Annotated in this window: 9 protein-coding genes; 2 read left to right on the forward strand and 7 right to left on the reverse strand. The window is 45.5% G+C overall.

Annotated features, from left to right (window positions below; all coding sequences use genetic code 11):
• Positions 1-2 precede the first annotated feature (2 nt).
• From D1Z90_RS10155 to D1Z90_RS10170, 4 genes are all read right to left on the reverse strand, one after another.
• Positions 3-617 carry a PepSY-associated TM helix domain-containing protein gene (locus D1Z90_RS10155; protein WP_119910637.1) on the reverse strand — a complete coding sequence of 205 codons (615 nt, stop codon included), beginning with the start codon at positions 615-617 and terminating at the stop codon, positions 3-5.
• A gap of 52 nt (positions 618-669) precedes the next feature.
• Positions 670-2766 (reverse strand): TonB-dependent siderophore receptor, encoded by a 2097-nt coding sequence (locus tag D1Z90_RS10160; protein ID WP_119910638.1) that lies wholly within the window; start codon positions 2764-2766, stop codon positions 670-672.
• 267 nt (positions 2767-3033) lie between these two features.
• Positions 3034-7191: an AsmA family protein gene (locus tag D1Z90_RS10165; protein WP_119910639.1), complete on the reverse strand. Its 4158-nt coding sequence runs from the start codon at positions 7189-7191 to the stop codon at positions 3034-3036.
• Between the two features lie 142 nt (positions 7192-7333).
• The gene (locus D1Z90_RS10170) at positions 7334-10117 is read right to left on the reverse strand and encodes a M16 family metallopeptidase (protein ID WP_119910640.1); all 2784 of its coding nucleotides are present in this window, start codon (positions 10115-10117) and stop codon (positions 7334-7336) included.
• Positions 10118-10362: 245 nt separating this feature from the next.
• On the opposite strand from D1Z90_RS10170, the gene bamJ reads away from it, so the two are divergent.
• Complete coding sequence (bamJ, locus tag D1Z90_RS10175; RefSeq protein WP_119910641.1) at positions 10363-10839, forward strand: BamJ family beta-barrel-assembly machinery protein; 477 nt, start codon at positions 10363-10365, stop codon at positions 10837-10839.
• Between the two features lie 96 nt (positions 10840-10935).
• Here bamJ and malG read toward each other — a convergent pair whose 3' ends face one another.
• The 3 genes from malG to malE all read right to left on the reverse strand — a co-directional run bounded on the left by malG (position 10936) and on the right by malE (position 14631).
• Complete coding sequence (gene malG, locus D1Z90_RS10180; RefSeq protein ID WP_119910642.1) at positions 10936-11826, reverse strand: maltose ABC transporter permease MalG; 891 nt, start codon at positions 11824-11826, stop codon at positions 10936-10938.
• 8 nt (positions 11827-11834) lie between these two features.
• On the reverse strand, positions 11835-13382 hold the full coding sequence (gene malF / locus D1Z90_RS10185) for a maltose ABC transporter permease MalF (protein WP_119910643.1): 1548 nt from the start codon (positions 13380-13382) through the stop codon (positions 11835-11837).
• Positions 13383-13446: 64 nt separating this feature from the next.
• The gene (gene malE / locus D1Z90_RS10190; protein WP_119910644.1) at positions 13447-14631 is read right to left on the reverse strand and encodes a maltose/maltodextrin ABC transporter substrate-binding protein MalE; all 1185 of its coding nucleotides are present in this window, start codon (positions 14629-14631) and stop codon (positions 13447-13449) included.
• Positions 14632-14945: 314 nt separating this feature from the next.
• Between malE and malT the strand changes: the two genes are divergently transcribed.
• Entirely contained in the window at positions 14946-17642 is a 2697-nt protein-coding gene (gene malT / locus D1Z90_RS10195; RefSeq protein ID WP_158587100.1) for an HTH-type transcriptional regulator MalT, read from the forward strand.
• The last annotated feature ends 120 nt before the right edge of the window (positions 17643-17762 follow it).

Genomic DNA, 17762 nt, shown 5'->3' on the forward strand with positions numbered 1-17762 from the left:
GGTTACACAAAACCATAAAACGCCAAGGTCACCACTGAGCCAAAGCCCAACCACAGCATGGCGCTGCGCAATGTTTTTTTCTTGGGTAAAAGTAAAAAGATGCCAGTGACCAAAAACAGCAACATGATGACGGCGCAAAGATCGATAAACCAATGCCAAGCAGGCCCCGTGTTGCGCCCCTTATGCAGGTCGTTTAACCAGGCTACTGTGCCGTAATCTATGGTCTCAACTTCACCGTGTAAGCTCGGCAATTCGATAAACACAGATGTATTGCTGCCCGGCCCTTTAAAATCTAAGCTCACTTCACCTTCAATGTCTGACTCTGACACCTTGTCGAGCAAAACACTGATACTCGAAGCTTGGCCTGAGACGGCAAACTGCTGCTGTAAATACGCCATCAGTTGCGGTTGGTCTAATTGCCATTGCTCATCAAATAGCTGACGAGGAAATGTGTGTTCGACCAACGTTATATCGGGTTCTCCCGTAAACCAACTGGCGCGGTTGAGCGTGATGCCCGTAATGGCAAAAAATGCCACCGCCAGCAACAAACACATGGAGCTATAAACGTGGATCCTGCGTGACCAAGTTTGAAAACCTTTTTGCTGTAATCGTTTCATATACAATCCAGTACGCGCCTAAGCAATGGCTTCAGCGCGTACTTGTAAACCTCTAGTATTTCATTTCAAGGCTTAACAGATAGTTACGCTCTTCACCTACCACAACCGCACGTTGATCGCCGCCTAATAGGTAATCTTCATTGAACACGTTTTCAACTTTAGCGCGTATCACAAAAGCCAAGTCTTGGTCGTATTGATAATGATGAGACAGACCGGCATCGACACGGGTATAGGCGTCTTTTTTGAAGGTATTCATATCGTCGCCGTAACGAGAGCCGACATAGTAAGCACCTAAGTTAAAACCGGTATTGTTGGTAATGTCATATTTACCCCAAATACTGGCGCTAAACTCTGGCACATCAGCCGGTCGTTTGCCTTCCAAGTCAGGGTTTTGATGTTTATCGAACTCTGCATCTAAATACATAAAGGTAGAGAACAGGTGTAAGTCGTCAGTTGCGCTGCCGCTTACCGCTAACTCCACACCAGTGTGAGTGCGAGAGCCATTTTGGGTGGTCTCAACACAACTTGGCGTGCTACAAAGGCCTGGATCGCGGTCTTCAACAATGACGGTATTGTCTTCGGTAATTTGGAATACGGCACTGGATACAAACAGCTTTTCATCCAGTAAGTTCCACTTCGTACCTAATTCATACAAACGCCCTTTCACTGGGTCTAGTTGCTTACCGTCATTAAGATCTATCTCATCGGGTGATGAAGTAACTGTGCCTAGCGGTTCAAAACTCTCAGAGTAGGTAGCGTAAATAGTACCGTTACTCATTGGGTGATACATTACCGCCACTTTAGGTAAGAAGTTGGTTTGTGATTCGTTGTCGTCGTTGACATAATGGTCGACACGTACGCCGGCTAAACCTTGCCATTGAGAGTTAAAACTCACTAGGTCTTGGACGTAAAAGCCGTATGACTCGTAGTTACTGTTCGAAGTACGGCGACGATCTGGGTTGACACTTGGCACTGGCGTTTCACCCGGGTTGACCGTCACTTTATTCATGCTGTATTGGTCGCGTTCGTAAGAGTAGCGCAGCGCGTCTGCACCGACTAAAATTTGGTGGCGCATGCCCGCCAGTTCTAGATCACCCGTTACGTCGAAATACGCCGTATCAAATTTCCAATGATCTTTACGATCAAAGCCGCCATAGGTTAAGCTACCATCGTCATTTCGGGTCGGCATGCCAGATTCAACATCATGACGTTTGAATTTCTGATGGTTGTATCCGGTGGCAAGTTTCCACTCGCTATTAAGCGCTGCATTAACGTCAAAGCCCATGTTTTCCGAAACGTTTTCAATTTCAGACCAAGACGCATCATAAGAGTGTTTAGGGTTAATAGGCTTGCCGTTATCGTCAACAGGCGAGCCCGTGTCAACATTGCCTGTGTCTTCAGTGCGGTCATAATGCAAACCTAAAGTCACGCTCTCGGTCAGATCAAAGTCTAACATCATGGCGCCAATAAAACGGTCGGTTTCACCGGTTTGACCGTCTAAGTAATCCCGCCAATTATCTTTATTTTCTTTACTGGTAATGAAGCGCCCACGAACGGTTTCAGCTTCATTTAGCGAGCCGCTGATATCAAATATGGTACGAGTATGATTGTTGGAGCCTAAGTCTTGAGAGAAATTAATCTGGGTTTCATGAGTCGGCTTTTTGCTGACCATATTGACGATACCCGCTGGCGATGATTTACCGTATAACAAGCCTGAAGGGCCTTTTAAAATTTCTACTGACTCTAACAACTCTATCGGTTGGCGATAATGCGACCAATGCACTCGACCGTCCCTTAAAAAACCTGAACTACTGCCAAGTTCAAAACCACGCAACGAGAAACGCTCTCGGTTACGAGAGGTAGTATTACCGACAGAAATACTTGCATCGTTTGCCAGCACTTCACTCAGAGAGCTTGCACGTTGATCATCAATCAATTCAGAGTTGATCACAGTTACCTGACCTGGGGTGTCAAGTTGGTCTACTTCAATCTTCATACTGGTGTTGGTATCAGCCGTGTAAGCGGTGAATTTCTCACCTGTCACAACCACTTTGTCCGACACTTGACCCGTTTCTGATTCAGCAAAAACACTCGGCGCAATTATCGCTGAGACAATTGCAGATGCAATGATAGTTAATTTCATATTCATTCGTACTCCATTAGAATGGCCCGAATGATATTGATATTAATTCTCATTAAAAGTAATATTTACAATTAGCGTGACAGGTATCACACAAAGCGCACTCATTTAATGCGCAAGCAACATGCAATTAACATAAAAAGATCATTAATATTGGTTAATTTTACCGTTATAGATGATTTTAATAGTGGATAACTCTAATTTTGATTTTTGGCCAATGACAAGCCTGGCGCTCGGCCTGTATCATTAGGCAGAAACTATTAAGTAATTTGCCCGTTAGTCCTGTTTGACTTTGGCTTTTTTTCTACCGGATTGCTTAAGCTTTCCTTGCCATGCGAGTTGACATTGGGGTTGGCCAGACTTGTTCACCGGCGCGTCTGCAATCCATTTTAATGGTGCTACTAAAGGGCTAGTGATAAAGCGGTAAGAGGTTTCAAATAAGTCTCCGGAAGCAACCTTGATTTTAAAATCATCAATGTTGCCACTTACTTCAATTGGCGTTTCCAGCGAAAAGAGCTGCGCCGTTTTTGCTCTTGGCGTTGCCCTAACTCTTAAGTCTTTTGTGGCAAGATTAATCTGGGTTTGAGCAAAAACCTGCATATTACTGGTATCCGCTAAAATGATGTCTTCGTTTATCATGCCTTGCTCAAAATTAAACCGCCCTACGATACAATTAATGTCTGATTTCTTCTCAGGCACAACCTTTGGCAAAATAGTCGACACTAGGCTCACCGCCCAAATATCAAAGATGTTCGCTCTTATCTGGCGAGGGACCACCTGTACATGAAAATGTCCGGTTGCACTTTCCATCATGACCTTTGGATCTGAGCCTTTGGCATTGAGGTCAACATCCAAAGAAATTGAACCAGAGATGGTCGACTTAGGATCAATACGATGCGCCATTACGCCGTATTCAAAATTCTCTACTTCGGCATTAAGCCAAGTATTGGCTTGTTCACCTTGGTAGAATAAATGCCCCTTAACCTCGAGCTGGCCACCTGGAATATTTAAATTTAAGCCCTGCAACTCAGCTTTGCCGTTGGCAAGTTTGAACCGTAAATGACCATCGCCTAACGGGTCTTGCCCTGATAATACTTTTTCAACGTTAATCGCCACCTTGGCGTCAAATTGTTGCAGTGACTGTGGCGATAAAATGGCATTGCCTGGCTCATTTTGTTGCGCATCTTTAGGGGGACTAGATTGCGCCGGTTTGTCGGCGTCGTGCTCGTCGCTATCACCATCGTGGCCAAAGAGTGACCATCCCTGGGCTTTAAAATCATTTAACTGAATAGAAGGTGCCGTCAACGCAAGGCTAAATTGCGGCTTAGCGCTGGCCGTCGTGAGTCCTATTTGACCGGACAACTCACTCTGTGCCACAGCAAGATCCAATTGTTCAATAAAATAACCTTGCGGCGTAGTTTTAAACCGACCGGATAATGCAATGGGACCATAAGGGGGTAATTCAATAGCGCTAAATTTATTCAGCTCTTGTAAATTGGGCATGCTGGCCTCTAAGGCCAAATTGAGGTTGTGTTTATTGATAGGCAGCGCAACTTGACTGCTGGCGGTAAGCACAATGCCAGCCAATTTTGCCGACATATTGAGTGGCACTAGCTGCGGCTTTTTCGCTATCTCAGCAATTGATGCTGTTCGCAAGTCGAGATTAAAATCCTGCTGTTTTAACTGACCGTTTAAGTTTAGCCATAACGGCGCTGTTTTATTTGCGGTCAATTCCCCTTGAAACAGTTTAATTTCAGCTTGGGCGCCGGTGTTGCTGTCAGTTAGGGTCCACTGACCACCGTAAAGGCCAGCTTTAATTTGCATTGATGCGAGAATTTGCGCGACATTGGCACCTTCAAAACTCGCGGTCAAAGCCATTTTATTTAAGTCTAATGATAAATCATCTACCACGCCTAAATCGTTCAGCACTTGACCCAAGCGGGGTTTGTTGGCCGTTAAATCTAACTTAAACGCCGGCTTTTCAGTACGAAGATCTAAGCTCATATCACCTGCAAAACGATTACCGCTCACGGCAAAAGAAAATGGTGTTTGCGTTAGCCAACCATCTTCTATCTTGCCCTTGATGATCAAGTTATCAACATGATGTTTAGCCAATAAAATACGCTCAATATGTAGACCAATATCTGCGTCCATAATCCTCACTTTACTGGGTAAAATGGGCATACTAAGGGCCAGCCCTACGCCATCACTGCTTGACTTTTCGGCTTGAGCCACGTCTTTATCCGCCGCATCAATGGCCGCCGGAGCCAACTTTTTTAAGCCAGGTAAATCTAACGTTTTCAGCTTCGTTTCTAACGCTAGGTGGGTGTTAGTAGTAGCCCCTTGTGACGTTACAGCTGCTACTTTTGCCGTTTGTTGAGGGGTGAACTTAAAAGCCAGCTCCCCTTTGCTTTTGCCGACAAGCATTTGCGGTAAATCAAACTGCCACTGACCTTGAGACAAGCGCAATACCCCTGACATCTCGAGTGGCTCTTCACTGTCAGGGTTAATGTTAAGCCAAGGCGCAATAGCACCCAAACGGTTAACTTTGGCATGCAAAGATAACTCACTGTCTTGCATACTCTTATCAGCAGCAGCGCCTACTAGCTTGACTTCCGTTTCAGGGCCTTTAAAGTCAATCTTGACCTGCCAAGGTTCATTTTTCTGCAATTGCTTAGGCGCATCAGCCATCACATTCAGTGAAAATGGCAAAGCCATCAAGCGGCCTTCCATCGTCATAATAGTGGCACGATGAAAACCCATCGCCAATTTGGCTTGTGATAACTCTAAAGAAACCGGCTGTTGACCAGGGTACACCAAGTGCCCTTGATAAAGATCGAAAGTTAAGCGAGTGCGCTTTAAAAGCTGAGCTAGATGACGACCTCGAGTTGAGACGGATAGCTGCGCTTGTTCGACTTTACCTGCTACACCCTCAACCCCTAACAGCCATTGGCCCAGTTGGCCGACCTCTGAGTCTTGGGTTGCCAAGTTTAAGGTGGCCTGCAATTGCTTTTCTTTAGCTTTCACTTCTAATTCGCCATTAAAAGGCACCTGCGCCAACGACAGCCTTAACGGCGCATTTAATTGGTTATTTTTCAATTTCAGCGCTAATTCAGCGTCATTCACCGCCACATCTAAGCCGATTAACTGCTCAAGCGAAAAGGCCAAGTTAACGTCTAGTTTGGCCATTGTTTGATTAATAAGGGCTATAATTTGCGCCTGCTCTTGCCTTGCTAGTTGCTGTTGCTTGCGCGCTTTAGCCTGCACTAAAGGACCTGCTGTGATGGCTGACTTATCTGGTGCGACAGGCTGCGCGAAATTATCATCTTCGGTATCTTGGTCTAACCAATGACCAATATTGATGATATCGGCATTGAGGTGGCCACCAATCTGATACGGTAATTGCTGAATGTTTACATCTAACAAGCCTTCCATATGGGTACCGGCAAAATCCAGCTGACTAACGGTTAACTGCGCAAGACCGCGCTGGGTTTGTAGTTGAGCACTGGCCTTAATAGGTAATAATGGCCCCATGCTGGTTGCCATTGCGGGTGGCAAATGCTGCACGCTGGGAACATGCAGGCTCAACTCACTGTCGCCCAGCCGGGTTTGCTTATTAAAATCGCCATTCAAGCTTAGCACTGCAGCGCCTATGGTGACTTCGGTTTGATAAGCGATTTGGTCTTTGATCACTTGGGCATTCGCTCTCAGCTGGTAAGGAATGCCGGCAAACGCACCTTGTCCTTGCAGCGATAAACCCTCGCCACTTAACGCCGCTAAATGCAGGTGATCAATTTGGTATTGCAACGGTGTTTGCTCATCCACCTGTTGGTTAACCACGAGCGCTTTGATAGTTAAGCCATCAACTTGCTGTAATTTCCAGCGTGAAGCTTTCGCAGTAACCTCACTTTCTGCTTCTGTGTTGGTTTGACTAGGCTCAAGCTTACCTTGCTGCGCCATCGCAAATGTCCAGTTATTTATATCATCATAGCGCTGCAAATTTAACGTCATGTTGGCAATGTCTACGTGACCTACAGCGATGCGTTGTTTTAGCAGTGGCAATAAATGGACTTGTAAGGAGGCGTGCGCTAGGTGAGCAAAGTCACCTTCAAAAGAATCCGCATTAGCAATGGTAATGTCATTCAGCTCTAAAGTCGGACTTAAACCCAACTTCAAAAAGGTATCTCCGGCCATGGTCAGCTCGCGCCCTAACGCCTGCTCACCAGCTTGCTCAACCTGTTGGTGTACTATATTTAAACTGATCCTGGGCTGTATCAACACGATCAATAAAAAACATGCCAACAAACCAAACCCGAGGTACATCAGAGCGCTTAGCAAACCACGAGGCCCTGCGTTGTTAGCCTGTGTAGGCTGTTGGGGACTATTTTGGTTAGCGGCAGCGTCGGTATTTAATTGGCAAAAGTCTGGTTTCATGACGGCGATATTCGAAGCTCATTGATACTTTCTTGAGTATAAATGGCATTGCTATATTTTTCGTAATTATTATCAAATAAAGCTATACAAAACATGTGCATAAGCTCACTTTATGAGCTTATGCACAATTTCAATAAACAAACTACTTGGAATCTTGAGGTAAGTTCACCAATGAAAGTTGGCCTGCATCAGTGAAGCGTTGCTGCAGGTATTGATTGATATAATCCGTGTCGATTTGATTTAAGATGCCTTGGCTATCAAGCACGGCCCCGACCTCGAAACCATAAATCAAATCACGTTGCAAAAAGTTCGCCAATGAGCCTGGCTGCTCAAAGCTCTCTTGCATGTCTTGATGCAGGGCTTTTTTATGCATCGCCAATTGCGTTTGGCTAATGCCAGCTTCCACTATCTTAGATAGCTCAGCGTGCAAAGCTTGCATGGCTTTTTCTCCGTCTTGTTTGGCCGTGATAAGACTAATCCCGCATAAGGTGTAGTTTTTGCCTGATTCATCATGGTGACAATAAGCGTTAACGTCATATGTCATTGACAATTCTTCTCGGATTTGGGTATTCAAGCTCTGTCGCAGGAGGCGACCGATTAAATCTGCGGCATAAATTCCCTTTAAACTCGGCTGCTGTGCGGCGCTGAGAAAGCGAATCGTCAGATTAGCCCTGTCTTCCAAATTCCCCTGACGCGTATAAGCTTGCTTGCCTTTCAAATAGTCCGACTGCTTCGTGGTAAAGGTATGCAGTTCGCCCTTAGGCATGCTGCCAATAAATTGGTCAAGTAAGGGTTTCACTTTTTCGCTGTCAAAGTCGCCTACTATGGTGAGTTTGTAGCCGTTAGGGCTATTAAACAGCTGTTGGTAGACTTGCTCTGCTTGTGATGGCGAAAGCCGACTTAAATGCGATAAGGGCAACAACTGCTCATACGGGTTATTAGGAAATAAGACGCGATTATTTTCATGACGTAGCTGGCCATCCGCACGATTCAAATAACTGCGCATGTTTGTGGTTTCAATCCCCTTAACCTGCTCAAAGTGGTCGAGCGGCAAAATTGCCTTGGTTGCACTGGCATTGATAGCGGATAACGCAAATGCCATTTGTTCGGCTTTTGTCTCCAGATTAAAACCTTGCTGCGTTACGCCAATAAAAGGATACATAGACGTTAAGTGATCGATGAACATGCGCTCTCTTTGCGCAGGGCTGACACCATCGACTTCGGCTTTGCTATAAATATCACCCAGTAACACCGCAGCAGTGAGTAATTGCGGCGCTAATGAACGAATGCCACCCGGCGCTGACCAACGAATGGCAACGTCACCATTTTCGCCCACATTCGGTTTTAAAATCACCTCAACACCATTACCATAAGTCACTTTTTCGGCTTTAATCTCTGGCATTGCAAGGGTCATTTGTGGGGCAACCGCTTCAGGGAGAGTGGCAAGTAATAACTGCCTCGGCGCCTTAGGCTGATATTGATAAGGTGATTGTAAAGCAGTAATCTGCTCTTTCATCAACTGCTCGTATTTTTTTAGCGGCACGGGTGCCACATTAACAAAGCTGATAGAAAGCTGCGGGGTTTGTACTACTTGATGTAAATATGCGTTGACTTTATCTAACTCAAGCTCTTGCAGGAAATCTAAAAACATGGGTTTCATTTGGGCGGAACTGACGAATTTTGTTCCGTGAATAAGACCATCAATGGCGCTATTAACAATCGTTTCACTATCAAGGGGTTGCTCAAAACTGGTAACAGATTTTCCGAACGTTTGCTTAAGTTCGATAAACTCTTCTCGGGTAATGCCATGCTGCCCTAACCTGGCCATTTCAGAGCTAAGAAAAGCCAAAGCCTTATTGGTTTCGCCTAAACGGTGTTCAGTTGATGTAGAAAGTAACTGCCTTTGACTGACAAAGTCAGGAGCACCAAGATAACTGCTTGCGAAGAGAAAATGGCCGCTATCTTCATTGACTCGCTCTAAACGTTGCGAAACGGCAAAATTAACAAAGTTTTTGAAAAAAAGTTGTTTTACATCACCTTGAACTTTCACTGGCGCACCACCTAAATCAAAGTTGAGTGATACAGAGTGTTTTAAGATTCGTTTACTGCTAAAAGCAACACTTTCAGTGGAAAAAGGCGGTGGTTCAGGGTGGCTGCGCTTTGGTAGTTTGGCTGTTTGCTTAAAATCTTTAAAGTGTTGCTTCACTGACGCTGTGACTTGCTTAGGCTTAACATCACCCACCACCAGTAATTGCACATTCTGAGGTTGATACCAAGCGCGATAAAATTCATCCAAACCCGCTTTGTCGGCCCCATTAATACTTTCTTGCGTACCCAATATCCGCGCTAAGGTGTAACCTGTGTCGCCAGCAAAGTTTTCCATAAAAGCACTGACAATGTCTTTTTCTTGCTTAATGCGCTGATGGTATTCGCCTCTTACCACGCCTTTTTCTTTTGCCACTTCAGCTTCATCAAGCGTCATGCGATAACTGACATCCGCTAAATAAAGCATCACTTTATCAAGTAATTCCGGTTGGTTATCAGGAATACTCAAGGTATACACTGTGGCTTTATGGCTAGTCCAAGCGTTTAAGTCATTGCCAAAATTCAACCCTGCTTGGCGAAATAAGGCCGCTATCTCATGGCCAGGAAAATGCTGGGTGCCATTAAACGCCATGTGCTCGAGTAAATGGGCATAACCCTGTTGTTGCTCGGTTTCATCCATCGCGCCCACACCAACATATAAATAAACTTGGGTGCGTTTATTGGTATCTTGCATCGGGTAAACATGATAACGCAAGCCGGTTTCTAGCTCGCCTTGAAACCAATTGGGGTCGTTAACCAAAAGCTCATCGTTTTTATTACAAGCAAAGAGCAATGTTGCCACCAAGAACAGTGGCACCATCATCCAGGAACGTTTTTTCATTGCATTATCCTTAACATTGATGAGAGCGGTGCTTTTGGCCAAATGAAAATGGCTCTTGATTTGAATACGTTATTGATGCTTTTGAGTTAACTTTAAACAGCGACGAAAACGATAACGCCAAAGACATATTATGTCAATTTATTTTAATTTGATGAATTATACTCTTATCATTGCGTTAGGCGTTTTTACTCCACAGTAAACTAACGTAATATACTGGCCACTTAACACTGCAAGGAAATTTTACCGTGTTCAAACTTGTTACTGGCGTCATTCTTATCGCCGCATTGTTTTTTTATTACACTCGCGGTGCACACGATCCAGCCGAAACAGAAAAAAACGTCGCTGTAGGTAGCGCTTTTCTAAAACAAAACCAAGACAATGCTGGGGTCAAAGTCACAGAGTCGGGATTACAATACAAGGTGTTAAAAGCCGGCATTGGCTCAAGCCACCCAAAATCCAACTCGAAAGTGACGGTGCATTATCACGGCACCTTGATCAACGGCGAAGTATTTGACAGTTCACTGGATCGCGGCGAGCCAGCAACCTTTCGCTTGAACCAAGTCATTCCAGGTTGGACCGAAGGGGTGCAATTAATGGTGGTGGGTGAGAAAACCCGCTTTTTTATCCCCAGTAACTTAGCTTACGGCAGTCGTGCGGCAGGCAAAATTGCCCCAGGCAGCACCTTGATTTTTGATATAGAGCTGATTGCCATCGATCAATAATGTGAGCGTAGAAAGAACGTGCATTAAATAATACAGCTTTGCTAATACAAAAAAGCCAAACCGAACGGTTTGGCTTTTTTGTATCTGAATGCGTCTTTAACCTTTGTTACCGCCGGCCGTCAAGCCGCCCACCAACCACCTCTGCGCCAGTAAAAACACCAAGGTGATAGGAATAGCTGACAACACCGCGGCCGCAGCAAAGTCACCCCACAAATAGTTCTGCGGGTATAAATACTGCTGCATGCCCACCGCCAAGGTATATTGGCCCACGTCTCGCAGCAATATTGACGCCACCGGCACTTCCGTAATCGCGGCGATAAACGACAAAATAAATACCACGGCCAATATCGGGACTGACAAGGGCAGTAATACCATTCTAAAAGTTTGCCAAGGTGTTGCGCCATCAAGCGCGGCAGCTTCTTCAAGGGACTTATCGATGGTTTCAAAATACCCTTTAATCGTCCAAACGTGCAGCGCAATGCCGCCCAAATAAGCAAAAATCAACCCGCCGTGGGTGTTTAAGCCTAGAAACGGAATATACTGCCCCACTTTGTCGAACAAAGCATACAAAGCCACCAACGCCAACACCGCAGGAAACATCTGAAAAATCAGCATGCTTTCTAGCAGCAACTTTTTACCCTTAAACATCATACGAGCAAACGCATACGCACAAGTGGTAGATAACATAAGCACCAGTACAGACGTCACTGCGGCAACCTTGACCGAGTTCCACAACCAAAGTAATACCGGAAACGGCGGCTGGGTGATTGAGCCGTCACTATTCTCTACAGCAATGCCTAACGCTAAGCGCCAATGGTCTAACGTGGGGTTGGTCGGAATGAGCGAACCCGACGCAAAATTCCCCTCTCGAAATGAAATTGCAATCACCATCAGCAATGGGAACAATATTAAAGCCAAAAATAGCCATAACAGTCCGTGTGCTAACCACACCCGATACTTCTCATTTTTCGATTTTACAACTGCCATACAGCCCCCTACGCCAATTGGTTTTTGCTGGCTTTTAAGTTAAGTAACGCAAGTCCACCTACCATCAAGAAGATCAACGTTGCAATAGCACTGGCAAGGCCAAAGTCTTGACCACCGCCACCTTCAAACGCGATACGATAAGTGTAACTGACTAATAAATCGGTATGCCCTGCTGGCGTGGAAGAGCCGATAATATCCGGCGCGCCATTAGTGAGCAGTTGGATTAATACAAAGTTGTTAAAGTTAAAGGCAAAGCTGGCAATCAGCAGCGGCGTTAAGGGTTTTATCATCAAAGGAAAAGTGATTTTAAAGAAATTGTGTACCGGCCCAGCGCCATCAATGGCTGACGCTTCGTATAAATCCGCAGGAATGGACTTAAGCAGCCCCATGCACAAGATCATGATGTAAGGATAACCCAGCCAAGTATTCACGATTAAAATCATGGTTTTGGCAAGGTACGGGTCGGTAAACCAATTCACTCGCACACCAAATAGCCCTTCCAATACTTGGTTAATCTCGCCAAAACTCTGGTTAAAGAGGCCTTTAAAAATCAAAATGGAAATAAACGCCGGTACCGCATAAGGTAAAATAAGCAACATGCGATAGACCGCTTTGCCTTTTAGTTCGTCCCATTGCACTAAACTGGCTAACACCATGCCGACGGCCAGTGTAAATAGCACAGTTAAGCCGGCAAAAATCACCGTCCAAATAAAGATCTTAATAAAGGGGCCTTGTATGCCCTCATCAGTGAGAATACGTTCAAAGTTAAACCAACCGGCACTAACGATAAAGCCCGGCGCCAACTGATTTCCTTCAAATTCACCTTGCGCATTAACCGCTTGATAAAAACCGATGTCAAAGTTGGGCTTGATGACCTTGCCGTCTTGCTGATTGATCAAGCTTTCGCCGTCTTGGTCAAGCAAGTAGAGCGACGTTTTCGCGGCGAACTGTCGCAGTCCACTCATCGCCAGCGAGGTACCGTCAGGCGTAACAACTTCTAACTTACTGAGCAATCTTCGGTTCTGCGTCACCAAACGCAATTTTGCTTTTTCGCCGCTCGGCACTACATCGGTGGGCGAGATGGCAAGTTGAGTTAAACCTTTGTTTAAAGTGACAGGCTCAGACACCAAGCCTTGGTCACCTTGGCTAAAGTAAAATTGCACTTGATCATTGCCGGCGTGGTAAAGCTGAAATTGAAACTTATAGTCTTCGTCAGCAAAGGTTCGGTCTAGAAATTGTTGCTGTACCCTTTCATAGGACAACTGATTAGTGCCACTGTAATTGGTAAACGCTATTCCTACGGTGTAAAGCAAAGGAAAGATAATAAATAACACTACCGCTGCAATACCGGGATAAATATAACGATGGGCATACGTGTCTTTTCGCGCGAAAACGATGACTCCGGCGGTCACCAATACTAAAGTGAGCAAAGCAAAAGACGACTCACCTTTGGCGTACATCAACACAATCGCGTAGCCCGCGATGATAGACACTAAGCTTAAAATGCCCCATTTAAGCCAAGTGGAAGAAACAGAAGAAGCATCACTTGAAGGCATAATGACCCCATTTTGCAATCAAACAGAGGGCCTTTGGCAAGATTGCCAAAGGCGATAAGGCAAATTATTTAACGATACGAGCTGCCGCATCGTTCGTTGCATCTGCCACACTTTGACGACCTTGTACCGCGTTAATAATCGCGCTGCGTTCGGCATACCAAAACGCGGCCATTTGCGGAATATTTGGCATCACTTCGCCGTGCTGCGCATTTTCCATGGTAGCCGCAATGCGCGGGTCGGCGGCCAGTGTTTTCTGATAAGACTTCAGAGCAACCGCACCAAGAGGTTTATCCGCATTCACTTTGGCCAAACCTTCATCGGTTAACAGATAGTTTTCGATGAACTCTTGTGCCAGATCCTTATTCGGACTTGCGCTATTAATGCCCGCCGTTAACACCCCTACAAAAGGTTTCGCGGTTTTACCGTTGAAGGTAGGCAGAACAGTTACGCCATAATTAATGCCACTTTGATCAATATTGCCCCAAGACCAAGGTCCATTGATGGTCATGGCCGTTTCACCTTTGTTGAAAGCAGATTCGGCAATGGCGTAATCCACATCAGCACTGATGTGCTTATTCTTCACCATGTCGACAATATGTTGCAGGCCGGCTTGCGCGCCTTTGTTATTGACGCCCGTGTCTTTCACATCGTATCCCCCCTCTTTCGCTTTAAAGGCGTAGCCGCCGTCAGCCGCAATAAGCGGCCACGAAAAGAAAGGTTCTTGTAGGTTCCACATGATGGCCGACTTATTTTTTGCCTTCAGTGTTTTGTCGATGGCAGCAATTTCTTCCCATGTCTTGGGGGGCTCAGGCAGTAAATCTTTGTTGTATATTAGTGACAAAGACTCAACCGCCACAGGGTAGCCAATATATTGGCCGTTAAAGCTCATCGCGTCCCAAGTAAAGTCTTCAAATTTCGCTTTAAATTCTGCGGAAGGTTTTACCGGTGCTAACAGCCCGGCTTGCGCCCAACCGCCAAATCTGTCGTGAGCCCAAAATACAATATCCGGACCGTCCCCTGTAGACGCCACTTGTTGGTATTTCTCTTCCATTTTGTCAGGGTGAGCCACGACCACCTTAATACCCGTGTCCGCTTCAAACTTCTTACCCACTTCGGCCAAACCGTTATAGCCTTTGTCACCGTTGATCCAGATATTAATGACGCCTTCTTCCATTTTAGCGTGTGCAAGGTTTATCCCGCTGAGCGCCACCAAGCTGGAAATGGCGATCATACTGAGTGTTTTTTTCATGGTGCGTGTCCTTCAAAATAAAGGGTTAAATTCTCATCGGACACACTAAGTCAGGTACATTAAAGCGTCATCCTCCTTCCCTCTACGCCCCCAGTGAGCATTTTACGCCCCCGCTGCCCCCAAAACTGAAACTGACTTACAAAACGTTTGTAACACAGTGTTTCACAGTGCGTTACCTCACAAAAACATAGGGGGAATTTTCATTAAAATGTAATTATTCAACTCAATAGCGGTTTTACTGCTATAAATAAAAAGCGTAATAAGGATGTTACTGCTCTGTTTCGGTCAGACTAATGGTAAAAGCAGGTGTGTCAATGTTCATAGCGTCGAAGATAAACCAACCACAAAACCTACAATCATTGGTTTCAAGGCCTCGGCTTGCCGCGGCGTTGCAACACACAGATGCAACTAAACTGATTCTGGTTTGTGGCCCTGCAGGATACAGTAAAACGTCCACTATCATGCAATGGAGTAACCAGCAGCCCAATCTGGCATGGTACGCCCTCGATAAATTCGATGATGATCCTTATCGCTTTGCCAGTTATCTGATTCAAACTATTTACAACAGCAGCCAACAGGCGTGTGAAAAAACGCTGCAAATGCTACAACAACGCAGCTTTGCCAACTTAACCACACTCATCACACAATTATTGGATGAAATCGGCCAAAGCCAAGTACCGCTCACTCTGGTTTTAGACGATTACCATTGCATCACGCAACCCGAAATTCATCAAGCCATGAAGTTGCTGATTAAATACATGCCAACCAATTGGAAGGTGGCGATCACCAGCCGCAATCGACCGCCTCTGTCTCTGTCGAGTCTGCGTTTAAAGCAACAACTCATCGAAATTCACCCTGAAATGCTGGCGTTTGACTTAAAAGAAGTCACGGCCTTTTTCGCTTTACGGCTTAACTTTGAAGTATCCAGTCAAAGTTTGCGAGATCTCAAAAACAAAGTAGAGGGCTGGCCCTCGGCGCTGCAATTGGTTGCGCTCACCGCCAAAAATCCAGAACACTTTTTGCAATGCGCCGAGCAAATTGCCAAAAGCCAGCACGCACATTTATGGGACTACCTTGAAGATGAAGTTTTTGCCCCCTTAACTGACGACGAACAGCAATTACTGTTAGATATTGCCCCACTCAAGCAAGTAGACGCCGAAATGGTCAATCATTTAACCGGTCGCAATGACGGTCAGCAAGTGCTGGAAAAAATGGAAACCGACGGCCTGTTTTTGGTCGCCAGAGATGTGCAAAAACAATGGTTTAGCTTTCACGCATTATTTAAAGGTTTCTTACTTCATGAAAAAGCCAAATGCCCACAGCGACAACATGACGACCTAAAAATAGCCAAGATATGGTTACAACGTGATATGCCCATCTATGCATTACCCCACGTTTTGTATACCCAAGACAAACAGTTAGTCACAGACTTGCTGCTACAAGCAGGTTGGTTAATTTTCCACGAAGGTGAAGTCTCTGGCTTAGATCTTTGCTTTGATTTATTGGGAGACGCTTTTTTAAACCACCCACAATTGGTATTACTTAAAGCATGGATGTACCAAGTTCGTCATCAAAACGACCAAGTGCAACCTTTATTAACGCAGGCCAGAAATTGGTTCCAACGCCACAAAATAACTATTCCAGCAGAGCTCAGCGCAAAATTTGAAGCCCTTGAGGCGCAAGTGGCAATCAGCCAAGGCAAAGTGGATGACGCATTATTAAAAGCCAACCGAGCGATGGCGCAGCTTAACGAAGGCGACTCTCATACCCGATTAGCGGCCCAATCTGTTATTGGCGAGGCTTTTCATTGCCAAGGGCAACTGGCGGCAGCGTACAAGCAACAAGAAAATGTCAGGCAGAGTGCATTGCGCCACCAGCAATATCAAACGGCAGCATGGGCAATGTACCAGCAAGTTGAAATCCTCTACGCTCAAGCCGAAAAAGACGCTGCTGAGCAGTTACTGGGGCAATTAGAGCAACTGATTAAATCCCATCACCTTGACCAATTACCTTTATATACGTTTGCGTTACACTTTAAGGCCTTACTGGCTTATCAACACTATCAATTTGAACAAGCACAAGCTTTGAGCGAGCAAGCCCTTGAAGTGGCATCTGCCTACGGCGATAAATGGTTGCTGTTTTGCTATTCATTGCAAGCAAAAATTGCGTTAGAGCGCGGCGATGACAGTGCCAGTCATCAACTCATTGAGCGTATCGAACATTTATTGCATAACAAGCAATATCACAGCGACTGGGTGGCGAACGCCAACTATGCCAGAATTAAATATTGGCGCAGTAAAGGGGATCATTGTGCCTTGGCGCAATGGTTAGCTAGCGCGCCAGAGCCCGCCAGTGCTTTCAATCGTTTTGACCAATGTCACTGGCGAAACCGCATTCGCGCCATGATGCAATTGGGGCAACTGAGCCAAGCTCAATCGTTATGTCGAGAAATCATCAAAGACGCGCGGCGTTGTCAGCTGCACGTCGATATCAATCGTAACCACATACTGCTGGCCAGTATTTGCGTGCAAATGGGTGATAAAGACGCCGCTAAAGCTTCTGTGATAACCGCCTTAGAAGCTTCATTGTTTACGGGGTTAACCACCTGCTTTATCCGCCATGGCCAACCACTGCTGCCGCTGATGGATGAACTGCAGCAGCAGCCAAGCGTCACCAAAGCCGTGAAACACAAAATCTCTGAGCTGCTAGATTTAGCCCAGTACCAAGCCAAAGAGGATCTTATTACGCCATTTGAGGCAAATAAAGTCAGTGAAATATTAGATCACCCTCAAGTCCCCTCGTTGGTCAAAAATATTCCTCTCACTTCACGAGAATGGCAGGTGCTGGGTTTTATTCATCACGGCTATACCAATGATAAAATCTCAAAAACCATGGATGTCGCCCCTACTACCGTAAAATCCCATATTCGTAACCTGTATCAAAAACTTGGCTTATCTGGCCGCGAAGAAGCGATCAACCTTAGCAATCAACTGCTATCGTTAGCATATTAAAAACTACTGAGGCAAAGTAAATGGGTGGCATGTTAAGAACGCCACCTTGGGTGCTCAATAACAATGGCAGCGTCCTTATTGAAAAGGAAGCTTGAGCAGCCACAATACTTATCAAGCTTC

Origin of the sequence: Motilimonas pumila, from assembly GCF_003596335.1 — a bacterium.
Lineage (GTDB): Bacteria > Pseudomonadota > Gammaproteobacteria > Enterobacterales > CBDFNC01 > Motilimonas > Motilimonas pumila.